This window comes from Methanoculleus sp. (assembly GCF_035363275.1).
Taxonomy (GTDB): domain Archaea; phylum Halobacteriota; class Methanomicrobia; order Methanomicrobiales; family Methanoculleaceae; genus Methanoculleus.
Genome location: NZ_DAOSET010000001.1, coordinates 21,935 through 36,938, shown reverse-complemented (window position 1 = coordinate 36,938; position 15,004 = coordinate 21,935). Strand labels below are relative to the sequence as shown.

Annotated in this window: 18 protein-coding genes; 8 read left to right on the top strand and 10 right to left on the bottom strand. The window is 60.7% G+C overall.

All coding sequences use genetic code 11. The features are described 5' to 3' along the window. Positions 1-27 precede the first annotated feature (27 nt). Together PLN84_RS00175 and PLN84_RS00170 are read left to right on the top strand one after the other, a co-directional pair. Complete coding sequence (locus PLN84_RS00175) at positions 28-237, top strand: TOBE domain-containing protein (RefSeq protein WP_348531852.1); 210 nt, start codon at positions 28-30, stop codon at positions 235-237. A gap of 110 nt (positions 238-347) precedes the next feature. Continuing rightward, positions 348-857 (top strand): hypothetical protein, encoded by a 510-nt coding sequence (locus PLN84_RS00170; RefSeq protein WP_292384283.1) that lies wholly within the window; start codon positions 348-350, stop codon positions 855-857. Positions 858-1,293: 436 nt separating this feature from the next. Here the strand turns inward: PLN84_RS00170 and PLN84_RS00165 are convergent, their stop codons facing one another. Then, positions 1,294-1,734, bottom strand: a complete 441-nt coding sequence (locus PLN84_RS00165; RefSeq protein WP_292384285.1) for an SET domain-containing protein — start codon at positions 1,732-1,734, stop codon at positions 1,294-1,296. A 215-nt stretch (positions 1,735-1,949) separates the two neighbouring features. Between PLN84_RS00165 and PLN84_RS00160 the strand changes: the two genes are divergently transcribed. After that, a complete protein-coding gene (locus PLN84_RS00160; protein ID WP_292384361.1) occupies positions 1,950-2,861 on the top strand; it encodes an ABC transporter ATP-binding protein in 912 nt (303 codons plus the stop codon). A gap of 7 nt (positions 2,862-2,868) precedes the next feature. Next, complete coding sequence (locus PLN84_RS00155; RefSeq protein WP_292384287.1) at positions 2,869-3,636, top strand: ABC transporter permease; 768 nt, start codon at positions 2,869-2,871, stop codon at positions 3,634-3,636. A gap of 107 nt (positions 3,637-3,743) precedes the next feature. Here the strand turns inward: PLN84_RS00155 and PLN84_RS00150 are convergent, their stop codons facing one another. Together PLN84_RS00150 and PLN84_RS00145 are read right to left on the bottom strand one after the other, a co-directional pair. Then, the gene (locus PLN84_RS00150; RefSeq protein WP_348531849.1) at positions 3,744-3,920 is read right to left on the bottom strand and encodes a CxxC-x17-CxxC domain-containing protein; all 177 of its coding nucleotides are present in this window, start codon (positions 3,918-3,920) and stop codon (positions 3,744-3,746) included. 44 nt (positions 3,921-3,964) lie between these two features. After that, the gene (locus tag PLN84_RS00145; protein WP_348531848.1) at positions 3,965-4,141 is read right to left on the bottom strand and encodes a CxxC-x17-CxxC domain-containing protein; all 177 of its coding nucleotides are present in this window, start codon (positions 4,139-4,141) and stop codon (positions 3,965-3,967) included. A gap of 356 nt (positions 4,142-4,497) precedes the next feature. Here PLN84_RS00145 and PLN84_RS00140 point away from each other — a divergent pair, with 356 nt between their 5' ends. The 4 genes from PLN84_RS00140 (at position 4,498) to PLN84_RS00125 (ending at position 9,647) form a co-directional block, all read left to right on the top strand. After that, positions 4,498-6,489, top strand: a complete 1,992-nt coding sequence (locus PLN84_RS00140; RefSeq protein ID WP_292384292.1) for a methyltransferase domain-containing protein — start codon at positions 4,498-4,500, stop codon at positions 6,487-6,489. A gap of 82 nt (positions 6,490-6,571) precedes the next feature. Continuing rightward, a complete protein-coding gene (locus PLN84_RS00135; protein ID WP_292384294.1) occupies positions 6,572-7,828 on the top strand; it encodes a hypothetical protein in 1,257 nt (418 codons plus the stop codon). Between the two features lie 10 nt (positions 7,829-7,838). Further along, positions 7,839-8,756, top strand: a complete 918-nt coding sequence (gene nifB / locus PLN84_RS00130) for a nitrogenase cofactor biosynthesis protein NifB (RefSeq protein WP_292384296.1) — start codon at positions 7,839-7,841, stop codon at positions 8,754-8,756. Between the two features lie 33 nt (positions 8,757-8,789). Beyond that, positions 8,790-9,647, top strand: a complete 858-nt coding sequence (locus PLN84_RS00125) for a DNA glycosylase (RefSeq protein WP_292384298.1) — start codon at positions 8,790-8,792, stop codon at positions 9,645-9,647. A 181-nt stretch (positions 9,648-9,828) separates the two neighbouring features. Here PLN84_RS00125 and PLN84_RS00120 read toward each other — a convergent pair whose 3' ends face one another. The 7 genes from PLN84_RS00120 to PLN84_RS00090 form a co-directional block, all read right to left on the bottom strand. After that, a complete protein-coding gene (locus PLN84_RS00120; RefSeq protein WP_292384300.1) occupies positions 9,829-10,542 on the bottom strand; it encodes an ABC transporter ATP-binding protein in 714 nt (237 codons plus the stop codon). After that, positions 10,542-11,312 carry an ABC transporter permease gene (locus PLN84_RS00115; protein WP_292384302.1) on the bottom strand — a complete coding sequence of 257 codons (771 nt, stop codon included), beginning with the start codon at positions 11,310-11,312 and terminating at the stop codon, positions 10,542-10,544. The genes PLN84_RS00120 and PLN84_RS00115 overlap by 1 nt, the downstream gene beginning before the upstream one ends. A 46-nt stretch (positions 11,313-11,358) precedes the next feature. Further along, positions 11,359-12,180: a molybdate ABC transporter substrate-binding protein gene (modA, locus tag PLN84_RS00110; protein ID WP_292384303.1), complete on the bottom strand. Its 822-nt coding sequence runs from the start codon at positions 12,178-12,180 to the stop codon at positions 11,359-11,361. A gap of 393 nt (positions 12,181-12,573) precedes the next feature. Further along, a complete protein-coding gene (locus PLN84_RS00105) occupies positions 12,574-12,855 on the bottom strand; it encodes a hypothetical protein (RefSeq protein ID WP_292384305.1) in 282 nt (93 codons plus the stop codon). A gap of 262 nt (positions 12,856-13,117) precedes the next feature. Beyond that, entirely contained in the window at positions 13,118-13,375 is a 258-nt protein-coding gene (locus PLN84_RS00100) for a hypothetical protein (RefSeq protein WP_300182395.1), read from the bottom strand. A 125-nt stretch (positions 13,376-13,500) separates the two neighbouring features. Beyond that, the gene (locus tag PLN84_RS00095; RefSeq protein ID WP_292384307.1) at positions 13,501-14,727 is read right to left on the bottom strand and encodes an adenosylhomocysteinase; all 1,227 of its coding nucleotides are present in this window, start codon (positions 14,725-14,727) and stop codon (positions 13,501-13,503) included. A 70-nt stretch (positions 14,728-14,797) separates the two neighbouring features. Further along, positions 14,798-15,004 (bottom strand): hypothetical protein (locus tag PLN84_RS00090; protein ID WP_348531847.1); only part of this gene is annotated, 207 nt, incomplete at its 5' end.

Below are 15,004 nucleotides of genomic sequence, written 5' to 3'. Positions count from 1 at the left end.
ACAGAGCAGGCAGCAGCGCTCTTCCTCATCCCTGGCGACAGGGGGCATCGTGGAACCCCCGCCTGCACGGGAAGAATACGCACGACCGCACCAGGGTTTCAGGGATCAAAACCTAGCGGGGACGGCGAACTCATCGCAGTCATCACGAAAAAGTCCGTGGAGAACCTTGGGCTTGCCGTCGGCAAGAAGGTCTACGCCGGGGTCAAGTCGACAGATGTCATGGTCGCTACCGACTGAACAACCCCACCCTTTTTTCCCCGGCCTGCAGTTCCCGAAACGGCAGGGCAGCAACGCATAAATACGCCAGCAACCGTTGGCAGCATACCCATCGAGGGAGTACCGGCACCATGGTACGAGAATATTCCCCCATGCTGATCGCGGTCCTCATCTGCGTCGTGCTCACCGGCATCGTCATCGCCTACGGCCTCTTCGCGGACGAGGACGCATCCCCTCCAGGACAGCCCGCACCTCTCCCGGCCCCGACAGCAACGCAGGGGACGCCGGTGGCGACGGGAGCCCCGGTGCAGGTCGTTTCCCGTTCGTTCTCCGTCAGCGTCACCCCCGGAGCCGCCACGGTTCGGCCCGGCGATACCGTCAGGTTCACGCTCAGAGTGCACCCCAAAGGCGGCTTTTCCGCACCCGTGCATGTCGTTGTCTCCGCTACGGCGCTCGGGGGCGTTTTCCGCGACAACCACGACCTCGGCACGGTCTCCCCGCCCTACCCCCCGCTCACGTACGACGTCGTGGCGCCCGACCTCCCGCCCCTTGTCTCCACCGCAACCGTGGACGCCATGGTGACGGCGACCGGAGGGGAGACCGTGCGGACGGAGCAGGTGCAACTGGTCATCCGACGCTAGAACGCCGGTACGGTATATCGGCCGGCACGGCCTTTACAGGGAAATCCCGGGAAGTTCCGGGCAATATCGCCGCGATCATGCCCCCGCGTTGCAGATGGCCAGGCATGATATCCTTAAATTGTCCTTTAATCCCATAAAATCCTTAAAAATGACGGGCATTTCTGAGCCACCTGCAGGGCCGGCGGGACGGTTACAGGGGTCGGCGGACATTACGGGCGATCGAGATAATCTCTACGATCTGGGGAGATTATGGCAAACCCCCTGATTTCCACTGGAGATCCAGGCGCGCAACCCGGAGCGGCCCGGGAGGACCGGGACGTTGCCTCCACCCCCGGTTCCCGGTGCCGGTAAAACACCGCTGCTCCTCCGGCAGCAACCGTGCTCCGGCGCCTCCGCGGGAGCGAACCAGTGCGAACACGGAGATGATAAAGAGAACTCAATTCTCCACCACATCGAACCAGACGGGATCCGGACAGTCAGGCCGGCCGCCGTAGTTGATGGTGATCTCCTCGCCCTTCCGGACGGCATGATGGGCGTAGATACGGATCTCGCCCCGGAGGACGTCACAGACATGGTCTGCGTTCGCGTGGTAGGAGTGATTGTAGAGTGACCCATAGCCCAGCGCCACGGCGGCCAGTTCCTGGTGCTCCCCCCACGCAAAGTAGTAGTTGAAGAGGCGCGTCTTATCGAGGAGTTCCTGCTCATCCAATCCCCCGAGCACGATCACCGGGCAGACCTCGATCAGATCGCCGGCCACGAGATCCCGGCGGGCGAATACTCCACGGCCACGACAATCCGACGAAGAGACATAGACAAGATCGGAAGGGAAGATGGCCTCGTCCGGATCCGCACCCCGCCCTCCAGCACCATCAATCATGGTATCGTCGCTTCTCCATACGTATGAGTTATACTAGTAGACCCTGTCCGGACAAAAAGGATGCGGCCTCCGGGCCGGGCCAGAGAGAATTACGGCTGTTTCTTCCCGATGAATACAGGAAGACAGCCAGAGACCGCCTTCGCCGGAGAGAGGGATGGGCAAGCGAAAGAGTGTTCTATTCGCACGACCTCACTGACAGATCAGGAGGAACGATCATCGGCGACGTCATCGTAGCGCGCGACCTGGAAAAGCGGTTTGAGGATCTCATCGCAGTCGACCGTATAGCCTTCCGGGTTCAAGAAGGGGAAATATTCGGGTTCCTCGGGCCGAACGGCGCGGGAAAGACGACGACCATGAAGATGATCCAGTGCGTCTCCCCTAAGACCGGGGGCACCCTGCAGGTCTTCGATATGGATGTGGATACCCACCAGCGGGAGATAAAAAATCACATCGGCGTGGTGCCGCAGGAGACCAACCTCGACCCGGATTTTTCAGCCTACCGAAACCTGCTGGTCTACGCCCGCTACTTCGGCATCCCGAAGCGGGAGGCAGAGCAGCGGGCGGAAGAACTCCTCGCATTCATGCAACTTGAGGAGAAACGGGATGTCCTGATCGACAAACTCTCGGGCGGAATGAAACGGCGTCTGATCATCGCCCGGGCCCTGATCAACGCACCGGAACTGCTCATCCTCGACGAGCCCACCATCGGGCTCGACCCACAGGCGCGGCACCTGATCTGGGAGAAACTCCGGAGCCTCCAGGCGGCAGGGAACACCCTTGTCCTCACCACGCACTATCTCGACGAAGCGGAACGTCTCTGCGATCGACTGGTAATCATGGATCACGGACAGATCCTCGTCGAGGGCGCCCCGGCAGACCTCATCCGGGAGCATGCCGGGAGCGATATCGTCGAGGTCGAGCAGACAGAGAAGGTGATCTCCTGCCTGACCGGACTTGGCGTGAACTATGACCCTGCTGGCGACGTAATCCAGGTCTTCACGGATCGTCCCCACGACGTGGCACGCAACCTGCTCGAGGTCTGCCGGCACGAGGCGGCGGTGACGGTTCGCCCGGCAACCCTTGAGGACGTCTTCCTGCGGTTGACCGGCCGGAGCCTGCGAGAGTGAGCGAGCGATGATCGACATCACCGGCAGGGTATGGAGTGTCTGGCGGAGGAACTGGGACGCCTTCCTCAGGACCTACCGGGTAAACTTCATCCCGCCCTTCGTTGAACCGGTCCTCTACCTCCTGGCCCTGGGATTCGGCCTCGGCACGTATGTCGAGGCTATCGACGGTATACCATACCCGGTCTTCATCGCACCGGCCCTCGTCTCGATATCGGTGATGTATTCGGCATTCTTTGAGTGCACATACTCGTCGTTTGTCCGGATGTACTACCAGAAAACGTTTGATGCCGTCATCGCAACGCCGGTCAGCATCGACGAAGTGATCGCCGGGGAGATGCTCTGGGGCGCTACCCGTGGGATGATCTATGCAACCCTGATGCTCCCGGTGCTCCTCCTCTTCGGCGTCGTGGCCATGCCGTCATCCCTGCTGCTCATCCCCTTCGCCTACCTTGCCGGCCTTCTCTTTGCAGGTATTGCGATGTGCTTCACGGCGATCACGCCGAGTATTGATGCGCTCAACTATCCCTCGTTCCTCTTCATCACCCCGATGTTCCTCTTCTCGGGGACGTTCTTCCCCCTTGACCTGCTTCCGCAACCGATCCAGTACTTTGCCCTCGCCGTTCTCCCGCTGACGCACATCGTCGGCATCAACCGGGCGATAACGCTCTCGAACTTTTCACCAATCAATCTCCTCAGCCTTGTCTGGATCGTATTGGCGACAGTATTCTTCTTCGTCCTCGCCATCAGGTTGATGAGGAGGCGGCTTATCGTGTGAGCGGCAGGAGAATACAATGGGCAAACCCTTCAGGGCTGCATGCGCGGGGCGGACGCATGGCCGGCAACTCCGAGGAGCGGATCCTCACGTGTGCGCGCCAAAAAAAGTTAGAATCGGGGTTTTCTGTGCTTCGGGAGGCAGTCGCGGCAATAGACGGGTCTACCCTCCGTGGGCTTGAAAGGAACTTCGCACTCTTTGCCGCAGTCGGAACAGACTGCCTTGTGGAACTCGCGGGGGCGGCCCTCAAACGAGCGGGGACCCCTGCTCGGATATCTCTCATTCATTGGGATTTCACTCACATGTGGGAAACTGTATTCACACAAACGACTCAGTACCGGGGTTTCCTGTACTTCGGGAGGCAGTCGCGGCAATAGACGGGTCTACCCTCCGTGGGCTTGAAAGGAACTTCGCACTCTTTGCCGCAGTCGGAACAGACTGCCTTGTGGAACTCGCGGGGGCGGCCCTCAAACGAGCGGGGACCCCTGCTCGGATATCTCTCATCCATATACTTCAACCATGCAGATAGTCTGCACATATACAATAACCTGCCTGCATATAGGTGTTTCTCCGGGATCCCGGAGACCAAAACCGGCCCTGATCTGCTCACTCCACCCGGTTCCCACCACGCACCGGGAAGCACAGGTCCCACATCCTCCGGCGCGTGAGGGGGGCTTCAGGGGGGGTGAAACCCTCTTATCACGTGATTGTTTACTCTGACAGAGAGAACGATGACATAACGCTTTTATCGATGCCATCCTACTCAATGATTATCCAACTATGGCACGTGTCAACCGCTCTCTTTTGCAACCTGGCAAAACGCCGATTCTATCCCGGAGATGGGATTAGGATGAGAGGCTCAGCATGACCGATGAGATCCACACAGACGAACCCCCTGATAGCAAATTGAAGGGAAAACACCGGGACAGGAGGACGTTCGGTCCGGTCCCGAACCTTGAAGAGCATGTGAAATCCGACTGGTGGAAAGGTATCTTCAACCGTCTCTACCTGAAGACCGACGGCGACGTCGTCGACGACCAGCAGATAACCAGAAACGAGATCGACCGGATCGCCCAGGTCCTGAACCTGGGGCCCGACGCGAAGATCCTCGACCTCTGCTGCGGCCAGGGAAGGCACACCCTTGAACTTGTGCGCAGGGGCTACAACGCCGAAGGGCTCGACCAGTCGCATTACCTGATCCAGCGTGCCCGGTCGACCGCGAAGAAAGAGGGGTTCTCGATCCGGTTCCGGGAAGGAGACGCACGCCGGTTGCCCTATCGCACCGACACCTACGATGTCGTCCTCGTCCTCGGGAACAGTTTCGGTTACTTTGATTCCGTCGAGGAAGACCTGCGGGTCCTCACCGAACTCCGGCGCATCCTCAAGCCCTGGGGGCGGGTGCTCCTGGATGTGGCCGACGGCGAGTACCTGAAGGAGCACTTTCAGGCGAGGTCGTGGGAGTGGATCGACGATACGATGTTTGTCTGCCGGGAGCGGTCCCTCTCGCTTGATTCGCAGCGCCTGATCTCAAGGGAAGTGATCACCGACGTCAATAAGGGCGTCGTCGCCGACCAGTTCTATGCCGAACGTCTCTACACCCCCGAGGCGCTCAGAAAACTCCTGGAACGGGCGGGCTTCTCCGGCATCACTTTCCACGGCATCGCCACGGAGTCACAACGGAACCAGGACCTCGGCATGATGGAGCGCCGCCACATCGTCACCGCGGTTCTCAAGAAGGAGTGGGCGACGACGAAGGCAAGAGGGCAGGAGAGGACAAAACATGTCGCGGTGATTCTCGGCGACCCCGCCAAACCCGATGCCTTGAAACCCTCCTGTACCTTCGACGACGACGACTTCTACACCATCGACCAGATGAAGGCGGCCCTCCGGGAACTGAAAAGATACCGGTTCACCTACCTGTGTAAACACGAGACTCTGATGCAGGACCTCCCGAAACTAAAAGGAAAGGTGGATTATGCCTTCAACCTCTGCGACGAGGGATTCAACAACGATCCACGAAAAGAACTCCACGTGCCGGCGCTCCTTGAGATCCTCGATATCGCGTACACGGGATCCGGACCACAATCACTCGCGTTCTGCTATGACAAGTCGCTCGTGCGCGGAGTCGCGAAAGAGATGGGAATTCCGGTGCCGGACGCCTGCTTCATCACTCCTGGCGACCGTACCTACGATGTCGGGATGAATCTCCCGGTGATCGTCAAGCCGAACGCAGGCGACTCCTCATACGGCATTACGCAACGGAGCATCGCCCATACCATCGAAGAACTCTCCGACGTCATCAATTCCCTGCGGACGACGCTCGGATACAACCAGTCGCTCCTTGTCGAAGAGTTCCTTACGGGAAAGGATATCAGCGTCGGCATCATCGGGAATCCATCGGGATATTGCACGGTGCTTCCCATCACCGAGGAAGACTACTCCGCGCTGCCCCCGGACCTTCCCCGGCTCTGCGGCTACGAAGCGAAGTGGCTTCCAGACTCGCCGTACTGGAAGATCGTATCAAGGCCGGCGGATCTCCCCGAGGAGACCGAAAGACTGGTCGTGCGGTGCTGTCTCGCCCTTTTTGAGCGCCTGGAGTGCCGCGACTACTGTCGGTTCGACTGGCGCCTGGACGAGCACGGCAGCCCGAAACTCCTCGAGGTCAATCCGAACCCCGGCTGGTGCTGGGACGGCCACCTCGCAAAGATGGCAAAGTATGCGGGCCTGACGTATCCTGAGATGCTCGGCCTGATTCTCAAATCTGCGGAGGAGCGGTTAGGTATGGAGCAGGAAAGGTCAGCGCGGGAGGCCGAAGCCGGGTCTTCCTCGCTCGATCTCACCCGGCAGACAGCCTGACCTACCCAATCTTTCGCCGGAGTGGGAACGGTCCAGATCTTGCGAACGCATTTATCCTGGAGAGACCACTGTCTTCCCGCAGATGGTGTTACCGGAGAACAACATTCACGCTGGAAGGTACGCCCGGGAGGCCGGGGCGCTCGCAAGAGACGTGAAGGATGAGATCGCGCGTGAGGAGGAGCGGCACTCGTCCCTCCTCGCCCGCGACGACCGGCTCCACGCCACAGGCCCCTTCATCCTCGTCGCTGTCCTCGCGAACCTCTTCTTCCTGCTCGTCTTCCCCCGCTTCATGCTCTACTGGATCGTCTCGAGTTTCATCCTCTATATGGTGAATCCCTTCATCCTGATGATCCCGACCGGTAGCGGGAAGATGGCCTTCCGGGGCAGGGAGACCGCCGGAGAGATCGTCCGATCGATCCGGGAAGCAGGAGGGGTCTCCTATCTCCTGGGCCGCGAGGGGAGGACGTTCGGGAAGGTCTTCTGGGACACCTTCTTCATCAACAGTCAGCCTCTCGCCGCCGGGTTCGGGCTGCTATTCGGCATCAATATACTCTTTGCGTTCTTCAGCGGTTGGGTTGCGGGATCCCTCAAGCCGGGAGCGGCAGCACTGATCACGCTCCAGTCCCTTGCAATCATCCTCTTCTATGCCGGCATCTGGCATGTCAAGCCATATACAACAGACTTCTTTCTCTCACTCGATGGAATGCGGACGAACCTGCAGGAGAAGATCAGGGCAGGCTGGCGGGCGGCAATGCGGGTCATCCTCCTCGTCACCGCCCTGGGGGCAGCGAGCGGGATCCTCGCCGTATCGGCGATCTTCCTCCCGGGGATGACACTCTCCACGTTTCTCGCCTCAGTCAACCTCGCTCTTGGGTGGGGCCTCCTGCCGCTCTTTGCCATATTTGCCTCGCAGGTCGTGATCGTCCGGTACCTGCAGGGGACCTACAGCCGCGAACTCTTCCTGCAAGTAGGCGGCTACAAGGTCCATGTCTTGCGAGACGAGATCCTGAACCGTCTCACTACAGTCCCAAGAGTTCCGGAGGAGATCCAGAGCACGGGGCATCTTGCGGACCTCGTGGCGGAACTATCGCGGATGCAGAGCGACTACAGGCGAATGCAGATGTACACAGCGGAGTATCATAGCATCTTCGGCTTCTTTCCGGTTTATCTCGTTCTCCCCGAGATCCCCGTTATCCTTGACAGGAGCCACGGCGCGCCCCCAAAACCCACACCGGAACCCGAAGGCCTGGTGCATACGGAGCCGGCCGATCGGACTGCAGGATACGAGTGCCGCAAGCCCGCCGGCACCCATCAGTATATAATATCCTCTGGCGCATAGATCATGTTATATGGCCGATGAATCGTATCGGACCGCGACGGTCCAGGGCAGGGAGGTCCCCTACGATCCGGAGCAGCTACGCAAGATCAGCGAGCACCCCTGCTACTCCGATAAAGCGTGTCACTCCTTTGGGCGATGCCACCTCCCCGTCGCCCCGAGGTGCAATATCCAGTGCAACTACTGCGTGCGGGATTTTGACTGCGTAAACGAGAGCCGGCCGGGTGTGACGAGCAGGGTCCTCCCGCCGGAGGAGGCGCTCGACCTTGTCCGGAAAGTCATGCAGGAGCACCCCTACGTGAAGGTGATCGGCATCGCGGGGCCGGGCGAACCGCTTGCAAACCCCGAGACGTTTGAGGCGCTCCGGCTGGTCCACGAGGAGTTCCCGCACCTGATCATGTGCATCAGCACGAACGGCCTCATGCTCCCGGAGTCGATCGAGGAACTGGCGAAGTACGATGTCGGGAACGTTACGGTCACGCTCAACGCCATCGACCCTGCGATCGGGGAGAAGATCTACTCCTGGGTCGAGTACAACGGGAAGAAGTATCATGGGCGTGAGGCGGCGGAACTCCTCCTCTCCCAGCAGATGAAGGGGATCGAGATGGCGGTTGCAAAGAAGATGTTTGTGAAGATAAACACCGTCTACATCCCCGGGATCAACGACGAGCACATACCCGAGATAGCAAAGAAGGTCGGTGAGATGGGAGCGTTCACCTTCAACGTCATTCCCCTCATCCCGCAGTACAAGTTCGCCGGGATCACCCCCCCGACGCCGAAGGATAAGCGGGAGATGCAGGACCGGTGCGCCCCGTTCATCAAGCAGATGCGGCATTGCGCACGCTGTCGGGCGGACGCGATCGGGAAACTCGGGCAGGATGTGCAGTCCTGTGTCTACCAACAGATGAAGGATGAGCAGAAGGCACAATAACCAACTCTTTTTCACCTGCCGGGCTCGCCGGCCATGACGACGATCACGCTTCACGACGACCGGTCGTTTGACCTCGACCGGACGCTCTCCTGCGGCCAGGCCTTCCGCTGGGAGAAGGCGGACGGGTGGTGGCAGGGGGTCTCCTGCGGCCGGGCTGTCCGGATACGGCAGGATGCAAACCGGCTCACGTTTGAGGGGGCGGATGCGGGGTTCGTCCGCGCCTACTTCCAGCTGGACCAGGACCTCCCCGCGATCCTCGCATCCATCGACCGCGATCCCATCATCGGCGCTGCCATCCAGGAGTGCCGCGGCCTCCGGCTTGTCAGACAACAGCCCTGGGAGTGCCTGATCTCCTACATCTGCGCCACGAACACGAACATCCCGGCGGTGAAGCGGCGGGTCGCGCTGATGGCGGAGCGCTATGGAAAGCCGATCGACGGACATTCTGGAACGGCGCATGCGTTCCCGGAGCCGGAGGTGCTTGCAGAAACCTCCCACGCGGACCTGTGGGACTGCAAACTCGGTTACCGGACGGATTACGTCTGCGAGGCTGCTGCTTACGTGGCAGAACACCCGGACTGGGCAGAGCGAGTCGCCGCCCTTCCTTTCGAAGAGGCGCGGCGGGCGCTGATGCAATTTACGGGCGTCGGGCCGAAGGCGGCGGACTGCGTGCTGCTCTTTGCGTTCGGGTTCTTCGAGGCGTTCCCGGTCGACGTCTGGATACGCCGGATCGTGGCGGAGACCTACCTCCCGGACCTCTCCGGGAAGGGGTGCACCCCGGCGGAGTATGAGCGGATCCGGCGATTTAGCCGGGACTACTTCGGGGAGTACGCGGGGTACGCACAGGAGTACCTCTATTGTGCACGGGGCCCGGCGAGTCGGCCCGGGTGAGGCTCATTCTTTCCTGTTGCGGATCCGATGCCGGGACGAGAGTAAGAACCGCGACCAGTGCCAGGAGCAGGAGAGAGGCCCGGCGGTCATGTACCATTGACCGGGTGGTGGGCACCCGAGACGTAAGAACGTGACGAAATCTTTTTTGGGGGGAACCTCCACCCCTCATGCCTTCTCTCACTCATTCTCCGGCAAAGCTCTCGATAAACCCATTCTCCCGCATCCCGAGCACCTCCTCCGGCGCACCGTCGACCACCACCTTCCCCTCCTCGATGAGGCAGAGGCGATCCCCCAGTTCCAGGGCGTCGCGGAGGTTGTGGGTGACGACGATGCAGGGGATGCCGGCGTTCCGGATCTGGTCGTGGAGCTCACTCCGCATCGGCGCCTGAGCCCGCATATCGACGGCCGCAAGCGGTTCGTCGAGGAGGAGGAGTGCGGGGTCGAGGATCAGGGCCCGTGCGAGGCCCACTCGCTGCCGCTGGCCTCCCGAGAGCCGGCCGACGTTGACGTCCGCGAGGTCGGAGAGGTGCATCGTCGCGAGCTGCTCGGCCACGGCATCGGCTATTTCGGCTTTCGGGACCTTCCTGCTCCGGAGGCCGAACGCCACGTTCTCAAAGACGGTCATGTGCGGGAAGAGGGCATAGGACTGGAAGAGGTGGCCGATGTTCCGGTTCTCGGGAGGAATAGCGACCTTTTTTTCGGACGAAAAGAGCGTCCGGTCCTCGAGGGTGATCTCGCCGCGGTCAGGGGTGAGGATGCCGGAGATCAGGTTCAGCACCGTGGACTTGCCCGATCCGTTCTCACCGATGAGGACGAGGGTCTCGCCTGACCGGGCCGAGAGCGCGACGTCGAGGACAAAGTCCCGCAGTTGCCGCACGACATGGACGGAGAGCATCAGTACCTCCTCCGGGTGACGACCTTCACGGCAGAGATCACCGCAAACGATATCACGACAAGAATGATGGAGAGGCTGATCGCGGCGTTCATGTCTCCTTGCATGGTCGTATAAATCGCAAGCGGCATCGTCTGGGTCCTGCCCTGAAAGTTCCCGGCAAACATGATCGTGGCGCCGAACTCCCCGAGAGCCCGGGCGAACGAGAGGATCGCCCCGGAGACGAGTCCGCCCCACGCAAGCGGGATGGTGATCCGGAGAGCGACAGCTCCGGGTGAGGCCCCGAGGGTCCGCGCCGCATCCTCGTAGAGGCGGTCGACCGCCTCGAAACTCGCCCGCGCCTGCCGGATGTAGAACGGCGAGGCGACGAAGACCTGCGCGAGGATCACCGCGGTCGTAGTGAAGCCGATATGGATGCCGAAGATATCGAGGTACTGCCCGATCACGCCCCGACGGCCGAAGGCCATCAGTAACGCGAGTCCCGCCACCGCCGGCGGGAGGACGATAGGGAGGTCGGTGAGAGTGTCGACGAGTTCCCTCCCCGTGTAGTCGCGTCGGGCGTTCACCAGGGCAAGCGGTGTCCCGAAGAGGACGACGATCACCGTGCTCACCGTCGCGGTGACGAAGGAGAGAGAGAGCGCATCAAGTACCACCGGTTCGGTGAGCGAGTGGAAGAACGCCTCCGGCGATATGCGCAGGAAGAGCGAGACGACCGGCAGCGTGATGAAGAGGAGGAAGATTACAAGAAGGACGGTGGTGAAGAGGGAGAGCATCACCCTCCTCAATACCGTCCGGCTGCCGAGCAGGGGTATCCCACGCTCAGGCAGGGATCGGGTCAAAACCATATTCCGTCAGGATGGCACTGCCGTCCGGACCCCGGACGAATGCTATGAACGACTCTGCTTCGGCCTTGCTCGGTGACTCCGCAAGGATACCGAGCGGGTAGGTGGCCACGACGTTGTACTGGGCCGGGATCTCGATCCGGGTCACTTTGGTCAGGTCGTCTTTTGAGACATCCGACTTGTAGACGATCGCCGCATCCGCCTCACCGAGCGCCAACTTGGGCACCACCGAGCTCACCGCCGTCTCCTCGGAGACGACGTTCTTCATCACGGCGTCCTTGTAGGCCGGACCATAGGCAGGATCGGCGGCCATCTTCTCGAACATCTGCCGGGTGTAGTCGCCGAAGGGAACATCCTTGGTGCCGATGACGAGTTTCACCCCCGATCTGTTCAGGTCGGCAAGACCATTGATGGTTGCCGGGTTATCGACCGGGACTACCAGAGCCAGACTGTTCCCGAGGAACGGAGCCACGGTGCTGTTGTCCATGAACCCGCCGTCCTGGAGCGCCTTCATGTGCTTTGTACTCGCCGAGACGAAGATATCCACATTCGCGCCCTGCTCGATCTGGGTGCGAAGGGTCTGTGATCCGTCAAAGACGAAGTCGACCTTGACGTTCTCATTCTGTGCCTCGTAGGCTTTGCCGATATCCGTGAAGGCTCCCGTGAGCGATGCGGCCGTAAAGACGGTCAGAGTCGTCTGCTCGGGGGTCTCGGTGGTGGTCGTGCACCCCGCGACCAGGAGACCGGCGATCACCAGAAGACATATGGCAACAAGGGTTGCCGAGGTTGACGTTTTCATACTGATACCTTTCTCACATGACAATTGCGGCTCAATATATTTAATTTCGTTGATTCCTGACCAATATAAAGCGAATTTTATTTACAACCCGGGAGAGTATTAAAAGTGTGCGGTGCCTCTGGAGATCCGACGCGCGGAACATGGGCGAAATGCCGGGGCATCAGTCGGGTGAGTGGTCCGGTCCACAGGCAGGCGGCCGGTGCCGGAGCGAATGAAAAGAAGGGTTCAGGGGAGTTTTTCATGCCCATCGGCCCGGAGTAAGAAGGTTCCCCGCCTCGCACGCACCGGCGCAGGAGTACCGCACGGCCGGTGCGGCCATAGGAGGTGCATTGGCGAGGACACCTCTATCCGGCATGCGACGATCGTGCACACGTAGAACGATGATAGGTCCGATCAGGTACGCCGCCGCTTCATCTCGTCCAGAAGCTCACGGCGGACTCCCTCGATGCGCTCGTTCACCATCCGGGCAAGGGATTCGTCCTCGCAGGTATTGTATAGTGTGGTCTCCCGGCACCGAGATTCTTCGAGCGTCCTGGCCTTCGTAAGTTCCCCGATGACGGACTGGGCCATATTCGAGTACTCGCCGTTGTCGACCTTATTCTTCAGCCACCGGTAGAGGTGGCCCGGCAGCCGCACACCCACCTGCTTGCTTGAAACGTTATCGGGAGACTCCATCTTCCCATTCAGGTATCCCGGCAGAACAATTATATTGCACTGTTATTATTCTTCCAGCCGGATACCATAAGATACCAACAGGTATCATTAAGCAATCGGAGCCCCCATAAAGGTGTATGAGACAGAGCAGGTCGGTCGGCCTGTGCCTGCCGGGAGGCGTTCAGCAGGCACGAAAAGGGCGGAATAGCACCATCACGAAGAGGAGCAACCTCACCGGATGGAGGGGGATTGGTGCGTGCGCGTGTTAGATGGGAACCGGAAGTCAGCGCACCCGTCGGATGACGCCGGAGACGACGCATCTACTCCCTGCCCCTTCTGCGGGTGCCGGCACCACATCGAAGACATCGTCGCTGCAATTCCGCGGATCCATACTATCCACCAGTGTCTCAGGTGCGGCCGCTGGTTTGACGACGTAGGGCCGGCATGTCCCCGGTGCGGTTCTCCCGGAGAGCTCCTCGGCGATGTCGACGCCCCCGATCACGGCCTTTATGCACAATACCGGTGCTGTGAATGCGGCCACGGGTTTATGGTGCGAATGAATGGTGATGACGACGCCCACCCGACCTGACGGCGTATTGGGCCCGGGACCATCTACCCCAGGTCTTGTGCCGGGGCTCCCGCGACGATGAGAAAAAGGAGGGGGAATTACGTCCCGATCGTCCAGCTGCTCATATATGTTTCCTGCTCGGGCGTCAGCCGGTCGATCGAGATGCCGAGTGTGGCAAGTTTCAGCCGTGCTATCCCTTCATCGATGGCGGACGGGACATCGTGGACTCCCGGAGCGAGCTCGCAGCCATGCTTTGCGATGAACTCCGCAGAGAGAGCCTGGACGGCGAAACTCAGGTCCATCACCTCGACGGGGTGGCCCATCCCCTTCGGCGTCGCGAGGTTCACGAGCCTCCCTTCAGCGAGGACGTGGATGGCTTTCCCGCCGAGGAGGTAGGTGTCGATGCCGTCACGGTGGAGAGTGGAATCTGCATGCGATGCGAGCCACTCGACGTCGATCTCGACGTTGAAGTGGCCGGCGTTCGCGAGGATCGCGCCGTCCTTCAGGTTCGGGAAGTGCCGCTCCGTGATGATGCTCGCATTCCCGGTGGTGGTGACGAAGATCTCGCCGAGGGGTACCGCATCGTCCATCGTCATGACGTCGAATCCGTCCATATACGCCTGGAGCGCCCGCCGGGGATCCACTTCGGTCACGATGACGCGGGCACCGAGGCTCCGCGCCTTCTGCGCAAGTCCCCTGCCGCAGTAGCCGTAGCCGGCGACGACGAGCCTTTTACCGGCGATGAGGATATTCGTCGTGATCATGATCGATGCAAGCGAACTCTCCCCGGTCCCGTGGACGTTGTCGAAGAAGTGTTTCATCGGGGTGTCGTTGACGGCCATGACCGGGAACTTGAGCGCCCCGTCGCGCGCCATCGCGCGGAGCCGGTGGATGCCGGTCGTGGTCTCTTCGCACCCGCCGATGACACCATCAAGCACATCCTGCCGTTCGGTGTGGATGCGGTAGATCAGGTCCATGCCGTCGTCGATGGTGATTGCCGGCCGGGCGTCGAGCACCCGGTCGATGGCCGCGTAATACTCCTCGACATCGGCTCCCCGGCGGGCGTAGGAGTGAATCCCCTTACGGGTGTTGAGCGCCGCAGAGACGTCGTCCTGGGTCGAGAGGGGGTTGCACCCCGTGATATGCACCTGTGCACCGCCTGCCGCCAGGGTCTCGACCAGCACCGCAGTCTTTGCCTCGACATGCAGTGCCATGCCGATAGTCATGCCGGAGAAAGGCTTCTCCTCAACAAACCGTTTCCGAATGGACGAGAGTACCGGCATATATTGCCGCGCCCACGCAATTTTTAAATCTCCTGACTCCATGAAACCACCAGACCGGTAATCTGTCCGGATATGCGTCCGGCTTGCCTGTAAAGGTATCTTTCAGGATTACTTAAACGTAAGGTGCGACGGGCGGGAGCGAAGCGAGCGGCCGGAGCAGGAGCACCGTAAGGTGCGACTTGCGACGCTCCGCCAGGAACGGAGGTCGAGCACCGTAAGGTGCGAGTTGCGACGCTCCGCCAGGAACGGAGGTCGAGCACCGCCAGGTGCGAGTTGCGACGCTCCGCCAGGAACGGAGGTCGAGCACCGCCAGGTGCGA

Excerpts from the sequence above, each read along its gene's own strand:
- PLN84_RS00115 (WP_292384302.1), bottom strand. The coding sequence starts at position 11,312 with ATGCTCTCCCTCTTCACCACCGTCCTTCTTGTAATCTTCCTCCTCTTC.
- PLN84_RS00095 (WP_292384307.1), bottom strand. The coding sequence starts at position 14,727 with ATGGAGTCAGGAGATTTAAAAATTGCGTGGGCGCGGCAATATATGCCG.
- PLN84_RS00165 (WP_292384285.1), bottom strand. The coding sequence starts at position 1,734 with ATGATTGATGGTGCTGGAGGGCGGGGTGCGGATCCGGACGAGGCCATC.
- PLN84_RS00135 (WP_292384294.1), top strand. The coding sequence starts at position 6,572 with ATGGTGTTACCGGAGAACAACATTCACGCTGGAAGGTACGCCCGGGAG.
- modA (WP_292384303.1), bottom strand. The coding sequence starts at position 12,180 with ATGAAAACGTCAACCTCGGCAACCCTTGTTGCCATATGTCTTCTGGTG.
- PLN84_RS00155 (WP_292384287.1), top strand. The coding sequence starts at position 2,869 with ATGATCGACATCACCGGCAGGGTATGGAGTGTCTGGCGGAGGAACTGG.
- PLN84_RS00140 (WP_292384292.1), top strand. The coding sequence starts at position 4,498 with ATGACCGATGAGATCCACACAGACGAACCCCCTGATAGCAAATTGAAG.
- PLN84_RS00145 (WP_348531848.1), bottom strand. The coding sequence starts at position 4,141 with ATGGATGAGAGATATCCGAGCAGGGGTCCCCGCTCGTTTGAGGGCCGC.
- PLN84_RS00120 (WP_292384300.1), bottom strand. The coding sequence starts at position 10,542 with ATGCTCTCCGTCCATGTCGTGCGGCAACTGCGGGACTTTGTCCTCGAC.
- PLN84_RS00105 (WP_292384305.1), bottom strand. The coding sequence starts at position 12,855 with ATGGAGTCTCCCGATAACGTTTCAAGCAAGCAGGTGGGTGTGCGGCTG.
- PLN84_RS00125 (WP_292384298.1), top strand. The coding sequence starts at position 8,790 with ATGACGACGATCACGCTTCACGACGACCGGTCGTTTGACCTCGACCGG.
- PLN84_RS00150 (WP_348531849.1), bottom strand. The coding sequence starts at position 3,920 with ATGAATGAGAGATATCCGAGCAGGGGTCCCCGCTCGTTTGAGGGCCGC.
- nifB (WP_292384296.1), top strand. The coding sequence starts at position 7,839 with ATGGCCGATGAATCGTATCGGACCGCGACGGTCCAGGGCAGGGAGGTC.
- PLN84_RS00170 (WP_292384283.1), top strand. The coding sequence starts at position 348 with ATGGTACGAGAATATTCCCCCATGCTGATCGCGGTCCTCATCTGCGTC.